Source organism: Oceanihabitans sp. IOP_32 (genome assembly GCF_009498295.1).
GTDB classification, from domain to species: Bacteria; Bacteroidota; Bacteroidia; order Flavobacteriales; family Flavobacteriaceae; genus Wocania; species Wocania indica.
In genome coordinates this window covers 2,467,253-2,479,453 of record NZ_CP040813.1, presented here as the reverse complement: position 1 = coordinate 2,479,453, position 12,201 = coordinate 2,467,253, and the positions used below count along the sequence as shown (strand labels likewise).

The 12,201-nt window shown below is 34.0% G+C and carries 14 protein-coding genes and 1 pseudogene; 7 read left to right on the top strand and 8 right to left on the bottom strand.

Translation table 11 applies throughout. The features are described 5' to 3' along the window. Positions 1-64: 64 nt before the first annotated feature. The 6 genes from trpC (at position 65) to FEZ18_RS10310 (ending at position 4,670) form a co-directional block, all read left to right on the top strand. Positions 65-847 (top strand): indole-3-glycerol phosphate synthase TrpC, encoded by a 783-nt coding sequence (trpC, locus tag FEZ18_RS10335; RefSeq protein ID WP_153268237.1) that lies wholly within the window; start codon positions 65-67, stop codon positions 845-847. Between the two features lie 111 nt (positions 848-958). Then, complete coding sequence (locus FEZ18_RS10330; protein WP_153268236.1) at positions 959-1,642, top strand: phosphoribosylanthranilate isomerase; 684 nt, start codon at positions 959-961, stop codon at positions 1,640-1,642. Positions 1,643-1,887: 245 nt separating this feature from the next. Further along, positions 1,888-3,069 carry a tryptophan synthase subunit beta gene (gene trpB / locus FEZ18_RS10325; RefSeq protein ID WP_153268235.1) on the top strand — a complete coding sequence of 394 codons (1,182 nt, stop codon included), beginning with the start codon at positions 1,888-1,890 and terminating at the stop codon, positions 3,067-3,069. Positions 3,070-3,113: 44 nt separating this feature from the next. Continuing rightward, entirely contained in the window at positions 3,114-3,398 is a 285-nt protein-coding gene (locus tag FEZ18_RS10320) for a GIY-YIG nuclease family protein (protein ID WP_153268234.1), read from the top strand. Between the two features lie 55 nt (positions 3,399-3,453). Further along, entirely contained in the window at positions 3,454-4,218 is a 765-nt protein-coding gene (trpA, locus tag FEZ18_RS10315) for a tryptophan synthase subunit alpha (protein ID WP_153268233.1), read from the top strand. Beyond that, a complete protein-coding gene (locus FEZ18_RS10310; RefSeq protein WP_153268232.1) occupies positions 4,218-4,670 on the top strand; it encodes a tRNA (cytidine(34)-2'-O)-methyltransferase in 453 nt (150 codons plus the stop codon). The genes trpA and FEZ18_RS10310 overlap by 1 nt, the downstream gene beginning before the upstream one ends. A 516-nt stretch (positions 4,671-5,186) precedes the next feature. Here the strand turns inward: FEZ18_RS10310 and FEZ18_RS10305 are convergent. The 5 genes and pseudogenes from FEZ18_RS10305 to FEZ18_RS10285 all read right to left on the bottom strand — a co-directional run bounded on the left by FEZ18_RS10305 (position 5,187) and on the right by FEZ18_RS10285 (position 8,621). Continuing rightward, entirely contained in the window at positions 5,187-5,651 is a 465-nt protein-coding gene (locus FEZ18_RS10305) for a hypothetical protein (protein ID WP_153268231.1), read from the bottom strand. 244 nt (positions 5,652-5,895) lie between these two features. Then, positions 5,896-6,105 carry a VF530 family DNA-binding protein gene (locus FEZ18_RS10300; RefSeq protein WP_153268230.1) on the bottom strand — a complete coding sequence of 70 codons (210 nt, stop codon included), beginning with the start codon at positions 6,103-6,105 and terminating at the stop codon, positions 5,896-5,898. Further along, a pseudogene (locus tag FEZ18_RS14715) lies at positions 6,106-6,273 on the bottom strand (DUF6500 family protein). Between the two features lie 50 nt (positions 6,274-6,323). Next, on the bottom strand, positions 6,324-7,610 hold the full coding sequence (locus FEZ18_RS10290) for a DEAD/DEAH box helicase (RefSeq protein ID WP_153268229.1): 1,287 nt from the start codon (positions 7,608-7,610) through the stop codon (positions 6,324-6,326). 330 nt (positions 7,611-7,940) lie between these two features. Then, positions 7,941-8,621: a uracil-DNA glycosylase family protein gene (locus tag FEZ18_RS10285; protein ID WP_153268228.1), complete on the bottom strand. Its 681-nt coding sequence runs from the start codon at positions 8,619-8,621 to the stop codon at positions 7,941-7,943. A 66-nt stretch (positions 8,622-8,687) separates the two neighbouring features. Here FEZ18_RS10285 and FEZ18_RS10280 point away from each other — a divergent pair, with 66 nt between their 5' ends. Beyond that, complete coding sequence (locus tag FEZ18_RS10280) at positions 8,688-8,822, top strand: 30S ribosomal protein THX (RefSeq protein WP_153268227.1); 135 nt, start codon at positions 8,688-8,690, stop codon at positions 8,820-8,822. Positions 8,823-8,826: 4 nt separating this feature from the next. Here FEZ18_RS10280 and FEZ18_RS10275 read toward each other — a convergent pair whose 3' ends face one another. The 3 genes from FEZ18_RS10275 to FEZ18_RS10265 all read right to left on the bottom strand — a co-directional run bounded on the left by FEZ18_RS10275 (position 8,827) and on the right by FEZ18_RS10265 (position 12,180). After that, entirely contained in the window at positions 8,827-9,555 is a 729-nt protein-coding gene (locus FEZ18_RS10275; protein ID WP_153268226.1) for a hypothetical protein, read from the bottom strand. A gap of 121 nt (positions 9,556-9,676) precedes the next feature. Continuing rightward, entirely contained in the window at positions 9,677-10,435 is a 759-nt protein-coding gene (yaaA, locus tag FEZ18_RS10270; protein ID WP_153268225.1) for a peroxide stress protein YaaA, read from the bottom strand. Between the two features lie 707 nt (positions 10,436-11,142). Next, the gene (locus FEZ18_RS10265; protein ID WP_153268224.1) at positions 11,143-12,180 is read right to left on the bottom strand and encodes an RluA family pseudouridine synthase; all 1,038 of its coding nucleotides are present in this window, start codon (positions 12,178-12,180) and stop codon (positions 11,143-11,145) included. Between the last annotated feature and the right edge of the window lie 21 nt (positions 12,181-12,201).

The following is a 12,201-nucleotide window of genomic DNA, read 5'->3' as shown; positions in this document are numbered from 1 at the left end:
GTTTTGGTTGTCAAAAAACAGTCATTTTAGATTGCTGATGATTAAAAATTAAACACTAAAACCCATGAATATATTAGATAAAATAGTAATCGATAAGCGCAAAGAAGTGGATTTAAAAAAACAATTAATCCCTATAGAGGTATTTGAAAACACACCTTTTTTTAATCATAAAACCATTTCATTATCAAAAAAATTAAGGTCTAGTAACACTGGTATTATTGCAGAATTTAAAAGAAAATCACCTTCAAAATCAGTAATTAACAATACGGCTAGTGTTAAAGATGTTGCTATAGGTTACGAGCTTGCCGGCGTGTGTGGGATGTCTGTTTTAACCGATGAAATCTATTTTGGAGGCACCTTAGACGATTTGATTACCGCTCGCGAACATTGCAACTTACCATTGCTGCGAAAAGAATTTATTATCGACGAGTATCAAATACTTGAAGCCAAAGCGTTTGGTGCAGATGCCATTCTTTTAATCGCTGCCATTTTAACTAGGGCTGAAATAAAACAATTTTCAGAATTAGCAAAAAGCTTAAAACTCGATGTGCTTCTAGAAGTGCATAACGAAGCAGAATTACAAAAATCCATCATGCCAAGTTTAGATCTGTTGGGCGTAAACAACAGAAATTTAAAAACGTTTGAGCTGAGTCTAGAAACAAGCAAAAGCTTAAGCAAACTTATTCCAGACGATTTTGTAAAAGTATCAGAGAGCGGGATTAGCAGTATTGAAGCCATAAAAGAATTAAAGCCCTACGGCTATCAAGGTTTTTTAATCGGTGAAAATTTTATGAAAACAGATAATCCTGGAGCGAGCGCAACAGAATTTATTAAAAGCCTCCTCTAACTCCTCCAAAGGAGGTAAACTATTACTCTTATGAATAAAAAGAAACAACATATAACGCAATCAATTCCCGCTTCTTTGGAGAGGGCTAGGGTCCGGCTTAAAATTTGTGGCATGAAATACCAAGATAATATTAAACAAGTTGCGGCATTGCAACCCGATTATCTCGGTTTTATTTTTTACGAAAAATCGACAAGGCATTTCGATAAAAATCAGATTCCAGAAATACCAAAATCCATAAAAAAAACAGGCGTTTTTGTTGATGCAGAATTAGATTTTGTTTTAAAAAAAATAAAGACGCACCAGTTACAAGCCGTTCAATTACATGGCAATGAATCACCAGAATATTGTAACAGCTTGAAACGCCATTACAAGGAGCAAAGCAACGACGTCATCTCATCGCAAAAACCAGATGTACACGACTTACATAAAAAGTCTCACCATGACGAAAATTTGGAAATCATCAAAGTATTCTCAATTAAAGACGAATTCAATTTTGATGTTTTAAAACCTTTTGAAGTCGTTTGCGATTACTTTTTATTCGATACCAAAGGAAAATTACCAGGAGGCAACGGTTACACCTTCAATTGGAATGTTTTAAACAATTACCCATCCACAAAACCCTATTTTTTAAGTGGTGGTATAGGATTGGAAGAAATTGAAAATCTAAAGACCTTTCAGCAAAGCAAAGCCTCAAAATATTGTTACGCTATCGATATAAACAGTAAATTTGAAATAGAACCAGGATTAAAAGATATTGAGAAATTAAGAGCATTTAAAAACAACAAACAAGTTTAGATTTTAGAAAAGTAAAAGAACTCATAAATAAAAAATAAATTTAACAAAAAAATCAATACCCAAGTTTCGACACCGTCGGAATCATCAATCTGAAGGAATAGTGAGCGAAGGAATGAAGATGCAAAGCGAAGCTTTAAGCACGAATTTCCGAGAGTGAATGTTCCGCAGGAATTCCCTCAGATTGATATGATTTTTTGGTTCTTTTTGCATCAAGGCAAAATGAACATAAATAAAAAATAAAAAAAATGAATTATAACGTAAACGAAAAAGGCTATTACGGCGAATTTGGAGGTGCATACATACCAGAAATGCTGTACCCAAACGTAGAAGAATTACGCCAAAACTATCTAAAAATCATGGCCGAACCAGATTTTAAGGCAGAGTTCGATAAACTTCTAAAAGACTATGTGGGCAGGCCTTCACCGCTCTATTTTGCAAAACGTCTTTCAGAAAAATACAACACCAAGATTTATTTAAAACGCGAAGATTTAAACCATACAGGGGCGCACAAAATAAATAACACCATTGGTCAAATCCTCATGGCAAAACGTTTGGGTAAAACCCGAATTATTGCCGAAACCGGCGCTGGACAACACGGTGTGGCAACGGCCACGGTCTGTGCCTTAATGGGTCTTGAATGCATTGTTTATATGGGTGAAATCGATATTGCACGACAAGCGCCAAACGTGGCTAGAATGAAAATGTTAGGCGCAAAAGTAGTGCCTGCCATGTCTGGAAGTCGCACCTTAAAAGACGCCACCAACGAAGCCATTCGCGATTGGATAAACAACCCTGTAAACACGCATTACATTATTGGCTCAGCCATTGGTCCGCACCCTTATCCAGATATGGTAACGCGCTTTCAAGCGGTAATCTCAGAAGAAATTAAATGGCAATTAAACGCACACGAAGGTCGAGAAAACCCAGATTATGTTGTGGCCTGTATTGGCGGTGGCAGTAACGCTGCTGGTACCTTTTACCACTATTTACACGAAAAAGACGTGAATATTATCGCTGTGGAGGCCGCAGGTTTAGGTGTCGATTCTGGCGAAAGTGCAGCCACATCGGTTTTAGGCAAAGAAGGCATTATTCACGGTTGTAAAACCTTACTGATGCAGACTAACGACGGACAAATAACCGAGCCTTATTCCATTTCGGCAGGATTAGATTATCCTGGAGTTGGTCCCATGCATGCCCATTTATGCCAAACTGGACGTGCCGAATTTATAGCTATTACAGACGATGATGCCATGACGGCTGGTCTGGATTTATGCAAACTAGAAGGCATTATCCCGGCCATTGAAAGTTCGCACGCTTTGGCTATTTTCGAGCATAAAACCTTTAAACCAGACGATATTGTAGTGGTGAGTTTATCGGGTCGCGGCGATAAAGATTTAGAGAATTATATTGAGTATTTTAACATATAGTTTGTTTTTCATTTCCGCGAAGGCGGAAATCTTATTAATTCAAAGTGGATTTACACTACGTTTACATATTAACAAATAAAAACCATACTGTGCTTTATGTAGGTCGTTCAAAACAATTAAAAAAAAGATTAAAACAACACAAAAACAATAATTTAAAAACTTTTACAGGTCGATATAATGTGTATAAACTCGTCTATTTTGAAACGACAAAATATGTAAACAATTCAATTAAAAGAGAACGCCAAATAAAAAAATGGAATAGAGCATGGAAAGAGAATTTAATTAAGGATATGAATCCAGATTGGAAAGATCTATCAGAATATATTTAAAACAAACATTAAATGATTCCCTCCTTCGAGGGAGTGAAAAAACTATTCATTTACAATGAACAGAATAAATCAAAAACTACAAGAAGATAAAAAGTTATTATCCATATACTTTACAGCAGGATATCCAAACACCAACGACACGGTTCCCATTATCCAGAATTTGGAGAAAAACGGCGTTGACATGATAGAAATAGGCTTGCCTTTTAGCGACCCGTTGGCCGATGGTCCCACTATTCAAGCCAGCTCTACACAGGCTTTAAAAGACGGTATGACCAGTGAGCTGCTTTTTAATCAATTAAAAGACATTCGAAAAACGGTGAGTATCCCTTTAATCATTATGGGGTATTTTAACCCTATGCTTCAATACGGTGTGGAAGCGTTTTGTAAAAAGTGCCAAGAAACCGGAATTGATGGTTTAATAATTCCAGATTTACCTGTTGATGTTTACCATGAAAAGTATCAAGCTGTTTTCGAGAAATACGGGTTGATTAATGTATTTTTAATAACACCACAAACCACCGAAGAGCGTATAAGATATATAGATTCGGTTTCAAACGGATTTATTTATATGGTAAGCAGTGCCAGTACCACAGGCGCACAAGCTGGTTTTGGTGAAGAACAAACACAGTATTTTAAACGTATTGCTGAAATGAATTTGAAAAACCCTCAAATTATAGGTTTTGGAATAAGTAACAACGATACCTTCACACAAGCTACGCAATACGCCAAAGGAGCTATTATTGGCAGTGCTTTTGTAAAGCATGTTACCAAAGAAGGCATTGATAGTATTGATAAATTTGTTGAAACAATTTTAAACTAATGGCTTTAAATATCGTTTTAATAGAGCCCGAAATACCAAATAACACGGGTAATATTGGTAGATTGGCCTTGGCATCGGGCTCAAAATTACACTTGGTTAGACCCTTTGGCTTTAAAATTGACGATGCCAGGTTAAAACGTGCTGGTTTAGATTATTGGCAACATTTGTCGGTCACCTATTATGATAATATCGCGCAATTTTTCGAAATAAATAAAGATGAAAATTTTGCGTTCTTGTCCAGCCATGGCACTAAAAACCATTGGGATATTCCTTTTAAAGATAATATGTTCTTAATATTTGGAAAAGAATCGGTTGGTTTACCCAAATGGCTAACCGAAACGCATCCAGATAAACTGTATAAAATACCATTGTATAGTACCCATGTTAGAAGCTTAAATTTAGCAAATGCCGTGAGTGTTGTGGTTTATGAGGGGTTAAAAAAGATGAATTAAGATAGGTATGATATTGTAAGAAAAAAACGATAACTTCGTTTAACTTTGGATACAAGTCATTAAAACAATGCATATCTACGAACCATTGGCCATAATTATGACCTTACACTAACTAATTTATCGAATTTGATTGTTTTTTTGGAGCCATCTAAAGACAATTTATATAAATCTTCTGATTGTATACACTCTAAAACTTTTTTATATAAATAAACTTTTGACTCATCTGTAATGTTATCGGAACCTAGAGAACCCGTTTTAGGATGGACAAACATTAAATATAGAGAATCATTTTTGATTACTAATAAAAAGTAAAATCTAAAACCACCACGACCACCTAATCTCTTTTTTATATATGGAACATCAATACTGTGATTTAATCGTACACCAGAACAAAGCTGGTCCGTTGATTTTCCAAAAAAATAATTGATGATTCTTGCTCTATTGTTTTATAGGATTTTTTAGATTTTAATTTATCAAATTCAATCTTAAAATCTTGTAAAGAATACAATTCCATATCTACACAAGAGAAAGTTTTGAAGTAGTTTCAACAAAATCTGGCATTTCTGGAAGAAAGAAAAATACAGATTCTAAATCCTCATAGGACTCTTTTAATTCATCAATAGAATTTTTGAAATCTTTTATTTCTTCTTTAGCAATTCCTTTTCTTCTTAAAGAATTCATTGAAATAAATTGTCGGATTAAAGAAGTTCTTAAATCTTTAGCAGATGAAATTAAATCATTCAAAAGCATTAAACTTTCTTCGTCTAACTCATTAAACCAAGTAATTTTTTCAATTTTTTCATTGATATTATAAATCTTATTGGTCTTTTCTTTTAAACTATTCTTAAAATCAAGAATAGCGTCCAAAATTGAATTCACTCTTTTTTCGTCTATTAAAGGAGTTTTCTTCTCTTGGTAAGAAAAACTTCTGATATTAGAAAAAGTGTTAACAATTTCTGAATTATGTGATAAACATTCCATCTCGAAAAACAGTTTTATAAAGTGAATTTACAAAATAATAAACAAATATAAATAACTATGGCTAGCAACGCACATAAAAAATAGCTAATTCTGAGCCAAATATTATTGTATCGCTCATTTATTAACGTTATTTTTATCGGAAAAGTATGCGTTTCTTTACACGCTACTTTTCAAGAAGACCGTCAAACAAGCTGTATTAAGATTTTTAAATAAGATGCTTAATAGTTCACCTTGCTTTACTCCTCTACATCTTTAAATACATAGTTTCCACTTTGGTTCTGGCCCAAGGGGTGCGTCGCAAAAATTTTAAGCTCGACTTTACCGAAGGATTATCGGTAAAACACTTAATTTTAATGGTGTAACCCATATATTCCCACCCGTAATGCGCGACCAAATCGTTTATAATCTGCTCTAGTTTTATACCGTGTAATGGGTTGTTAGGTTGTGTTTCCATTTATAAACGTGACACTAATTTCTTAATCTTTACCGCTTTTTCAAAATGGTCTAACTTTTCAGTTAAAATCTACCATGTGGTCATTTCCATAAGCAATTCTGGATCATCATTCTTGTTCGCAAAAAAAGCATAAAATGATAAACCAACGTTTGAGCCTTTTTGGTCTATTTTTCGATTACAAACTTCAATAATTTTGTCTTTAAGTGCCTTTTACATGGTTAATGCCTTCTGTCGCTAGACGTTCTAGTGGTTTGGCGACTTGGTCTTTTTTTAGAATTATCCCTTTTTCTATTAGAACTTGAAGATTTGTTATTGTTTCGAGGTCTTTGAGAACGGTTCTGTCCTGGCTTTATAGGTACTGTCGATGCGTTTGGATCGGGTTCAAAACCTTCAACAATTTCTACTGGTATTTTCATACCAACCAATTTTTCAATATCGCGTAAAAACGTAGTTTCGTCTGCGCTTACTAAAGATATAGCTTGACCGCTTGCTCCTGCTCTACCTGTTCTACCAATACGGTGTACATAATCTTCAGAAATATTAGGCAATTCAAAATTTATAACGTGTGGTAATAATGGGATATCGAGTCCGCGGGCAGCAATATCGGTCGCCACTAAAACGCGAACACTGCCGCTTTTAAAACCTGCTAAAGCCTTTGTTCTTGCACCTTGACTTTTATTACCATGTATGGCAGCAGCCGTAATACCGGCACTTACCATTTTTTTACACAGTTTATTCGCACCGTGTTTAGTTCGTGTAAACACCAATACTTGTTTCCAATTATCGTCTGAAATTAATTTGATGATCAAATCCGTTTTTAAACCTTTTGCAACCCGGTAAACTTTCTGGCTAATCGCCTCTACTGTGGTATTCTCTGGGGTGGCTTCAACTCGTACGGGATGATTTAAAATACCGTTTGCCAGTTTTCTAATATCTTTTGAAAAGGTTGCCGAAAACATCAAATTCTGACGTTTTGTAGGCATTAGCTTCATTATACGCTCAATATCACGTAAAAAACCCATGTCTAGCATTCTATCGGCCTCATCTAAAACCAGAATTTCTACATGTTTTAACGACAATAAGCCTTGGTTTTGTAAATCTAATAAACGGCCTGGAGTTGCCACCAAAACATCAACACCTTGACGAATGGTTGCTACTTGAGGTTTTTGGTTTACGCCGCCAAAAATAACGGTGCTTCTTAAATCTAGAAACTCACTATATTCTTTAACATTAGCATACACTTGTGCTGCTAGTTCGCGTGTGGGTGTTAATATTAAAGCACGAATAGCTCGCCGTCTTTCCTGCGAATTTTCAGAAAGTATATGTAAAAGAGGTAATGTAAATCCTGCCGTTTTTCCAGTTCCTGTTTGTGCCGATGCTAAAACATCTTTCCCCTCTAAAATTGGTGGAATGGCTTTTTGTTGAATGGGACTAGGAGATGTGTATCCTTTTTTGCTAATAGCTTTTAGCAAGGCTTCGGATAGGCCTAAAGCGTTAAATGACATATAAAATTTTTGGTATCCCTAATAGGGGTCTATGAGATGATAAATTATAGGTCATCTCTTTCTAATTAAGTCGCAAATGTACGTCTTATTTAATGATTATAGTTTAAATAGTGCGTTATAAAACGTTTTATACCAATTTAATTTTGACATGTCGTATGATTAATTTGGATTCTTTTTTGTTCAGATGAGATAGAAACCACAGATTCACGAACTCGTTATTTTACTATTATATGGGCTAAAAAGAACTGCGAAGCACATCATGAACACCTATTTATAAAATAAAAAGATGTGAGTAAACGAATTATAGGCGACATCATGGTTAATTTGGTATTAAAGAAACTCTCGATACTGCATCACTCTAAAATCGAAGGTATTAAATTTAGGGTTTGTAGCTTTTAACTGTTTGTAAAGAGGCATTCTGCTTATTGAAATATTTGCTGCTCCAGAGCTGGATGTTAAGCACACCGTTTTAATTGTTCTGGCCTTGAGTGCATTATGGTTTAAGTTGGTTGGTAATTTAAATTGATGGACTCTAGGCACTTCATTATTGAGCAATTCTAATTTAATATTGTAATCTTTGAGGTGCTTTCTAAAAAAATACTCGGGACCATTTTTGCTATTTCCGCCAGTAAACAACAAGGTGGTAATCCTGGGATATTGATTTAAATAGCCAATAATATTGCGTAATTTAATGTTTTTCAAACCTAAATCTGAGGCATCCACCTTTTCACGTTCGGCACTTTCTACAATATCACAAATTCCAATTTTATGTTTTATTAAGAAATGTTTTCTTTGTTCGACAGCTTCAATAGAATTATCATAACGGAAATTTAAATCATGAATATTATCAATAAATAACCATAATGAATTGTAATAACTCCCATAACAAAAATCGACATCCTTTTCTAGAAGCTCGCCAATAGAAAAGCGAGGCGGTGGCAAGGTACCCACTATTAATTTTGTAGTATCTTTATAAATAAATGGTTTATATGGATGCTCGTGTTTAAACAGCTTTTTTTTTAGGCTTTTAAGTTAAAATTGAGTATATTAAAATTTAAGCAAAAAATAAATTTTATTATGGGAAAAGGTGACAAAAAAACAAAACGCGGCAAAATAAATCGAGGCACTTTTGGTGCTCGTAGACCCCGAATTAAAAAGAAACCTTCGGTTGAAAGCAAAATTAGCGCTGGTAATAAAGCCAAGCCTAAATAAAACATCACTTATTTAGGCTTTTTAAAAGCTTTTCTACTTCTTGTATGGTGGTATTAAACAAGGCTCTATTGGGTTTTGTCATGTGTAGAGACTCGCTTATAATTTCTTCTAAAATACCTTTGGCTTCAGCTTCTTTATTTCTATCTATTAAAAATTTGGCCAAAATTAATCGTTCGTTATAAAACGAATAGCGAATATCGATGGCTCTTAAATTGGCTTCTGCCTGCTCAAAATCACCGATTTTTTCCAATGCTAAGCCGTATATAAATTGTGACCTTGACTTATTAAATTCGGGATGCTTCTCTATTTTTTTGGCATAAACGACCACATTGTTATAATCTTCAATATTAAAATAAGCCTCAATTAATTGCTTTTTAACATAAAGATCATTGGTAGGATTACCTTCAATAGACTTTAAGTACAAAGGAATCGCACTATCATAATCTTTATTTTCTAAATAAGCATCGGCAAGATTAACTCTATTTTGGTAAGATTCTGAAAACTCAAGTTGTTTTTCTAAATCCTTTATTCTTTTTGTAGGATTTACGACGGTTGTGATTTCACTGGTTACTTTCTTAACATCTTGTCTATTGTAAACCTGTGTGATGATATAAATAATGCTTCCAATAACCGGTATAAAAACAATTAAAAAAATCCAATAGTATTGCTTTCTATGTTTTAACAAATGATAGATACAATAGCCTTGAAGCGCTAATATTAAGTAGTAAGACATTTTATTTTATTGATGTTGTTGTTTTAATAGTAATCCGATTCCGAAAATTTTATAATTTTTGTAAAACTATCTTAATATAGCGACATAATCAAGACCTTTAAGGTACTTTTGCCTCTTGAATTTATCTTATAAAAACAAGTTCGGTTTCTGTGCTTAGGGGGTCGCTAAAATTATAACCTTCGTAATTAAATCCTTTTAAATCGTCTATAGTTTTGGCATTGGTATCTACAATATAGCGGGCCATATAACCGCGCGCTGCTTTGGCATAAAATGCTATGATTTTATATTCACCATTTTTTAAATCTTTGAAATTAGCAGTTATCACAGGAACTTTTAACTTTTTGGTATCAATCGCTTTAAAATACTCGTTGCTCGCTAAGTTTAAAAACACCTCGTCGTCTTCCAATTCTTCATTTAATGCTTTGGTAATATCGTCTCTCCAAAATTCGTAAAGGTTCTTATTGTTACCTACTGCGTATTTTGTGCCCATTTCTAAGCGGTACGGTTGTATTAAATCGGTTGGTTTTAATAAACCATATAAACCTGAAAGAATACGTACGGTGTTTTGTAGTGTTTCAATTTTATCTTTTGGAATGGTATAGGCATCTAAGCCTCTATACACATCACCGCTAAAGGCATAAACGGCTTGACGCGAATTATCTTTTGTGAACGGAAGCTGCCAGTCTTGATTTCGTTGATAATTCAATTGCCCTAAATTATCTGAAATCTTCATAAGTTTTGATAAGCTTTTAGGCGATTCGTCTTTTAAAGATTTATTTATAAGTGCAGCTTGCTTCAAAAAAGAAGGCTGTGTCGCATAATCGATTGGTATTTTTGTTTCAAAATCTAAAGATTTTGCAGGAGATAAGACAAGTTTCATAAGTCCAATTTTAGTCCGTTAAGAGATATTTTATAATTTATTTCAAATTTACGATTACTAATCCATATTAAAAATAGAAGTTAACAATTATTAATAATATACTTATAAATGAAATTGATAGTTAAAAACTTTATAACCAGGATAATACCTAGCACTTTTATAAAGTCATTTATACTTTTCAACATTATTCAGCTTGTTTTTTAAACCCTTAGGATAGAACATGTCAACATCACGAAAATGAGTTAAAAAACAACTCATACCTCAAGGTTTTTTTCTACTTATTTATTTGATTTTCAAGCCTTAGTTCTAAGCTCTTAAATTCGCATGGTATGATGCACATACCCGTAGTTTCGTGAAATGGTTCTTGTTATATTTAAATAGAGCTAAATGTTTACAGGCTATGCGATATTCTGAAGGGGTTTCGCCGTCATGTTTTTAATGCCCTATTATAAGCACTTTTACTTTTATATCCAGAACTGTAAGCCAAAGCTTTAATAGTATAATATTTGTTTTTAAGATTTTTCTTGGGGTATGATCAATTCGAAAAACACTCATAATCTGCTTGCAGTAGGTTATTTTGAAAAACAATGTGTCTCTTCTTTGTTTTATAAACTACGCTCCATAAGCATAAACTGCCAATTAAGTAAAAGGCCATTTGGTGTTTTGAATTCGTAAGCTTTAGATCTGGTAAATTCAGTCTAAATAAATTACCTCATTTCTTGATGCTTAGAATAGGTTCTCCATTTCTCTATACACAACTGCATATCTTGGGGTATTGGAGTTTCAAAGCGCATATACTCATTTGTTTTTGGGTGTTTAAAACCTAAGGTTTTGGCATGTAAGGCTTGTCTTGGCAACAATTTAAAACAATTATCTACAAACTGTTTGTATTTTGTAAACGTGGTTCCTTTTAGTATTTTTTCGCCACCATAGCGCACATCATTAAACAAGGTATGCCCAATATGCTTCATATGAACCCGTATTTGGTGTGTTCTCCCTGTTTCTAATTTACAAGACACTAAAGTGACGTAACCTAAACGTTCTAATACTTTGTAGTGTGTTACAGCGGGTTTTCCTTTTTCGGCATCATCGCCATAAAAAACGGTGTTTTGTAATCGATTTTTGGGATGTCTTCCAATATTACCTTCAATGGTACCCTCATCTTCTGTTACATTACCCCAAACTAAAGCAACATACTCACGCTCGCTCGTTTTTTCGGCAAACTGTAAAGATAAATGAGTCATGGCTTTTTCAGTTTTAGCAACCACTAGAAGTCCGCTAGTATCTTTATCAATTCTGTGTACTAAACCTGGGCGCTCACTTGAATTATTTGGTAAGTTATCAAATCTGTAGATTAACCCATTTATTAAGGTTCCAGAATAATTACCATGCCCAGGATGCACCACCATACCTGCTGGTTTATTAACTACTAAAAGTTCGTCATCTTCAAAGACAACATCAATATCCATAGCTTCTCCAACCAAGAGGTTTTCAAAAGGTGGGTGGGTGAATAAAACCCTTATAACATCAAAAGGTTTTACTTTATAATTAGATTTTACTGCTTTATCATTTACAAAAATGCTGCCGTTTTTTGCTGCGGCTTGAATTTTATTCCGAGTGGCATTTTCAACAAAATTCATTAGGTATTTATCAATACGTAAGGGAGTTTGCCCTTTATCTACCGTAAAAGCATAATGTTCGTATAAATTATCCTCGTCGGGCAATTGTGGTGTGTAGTCTTTCATTTTAATATAGCAATGCGTATT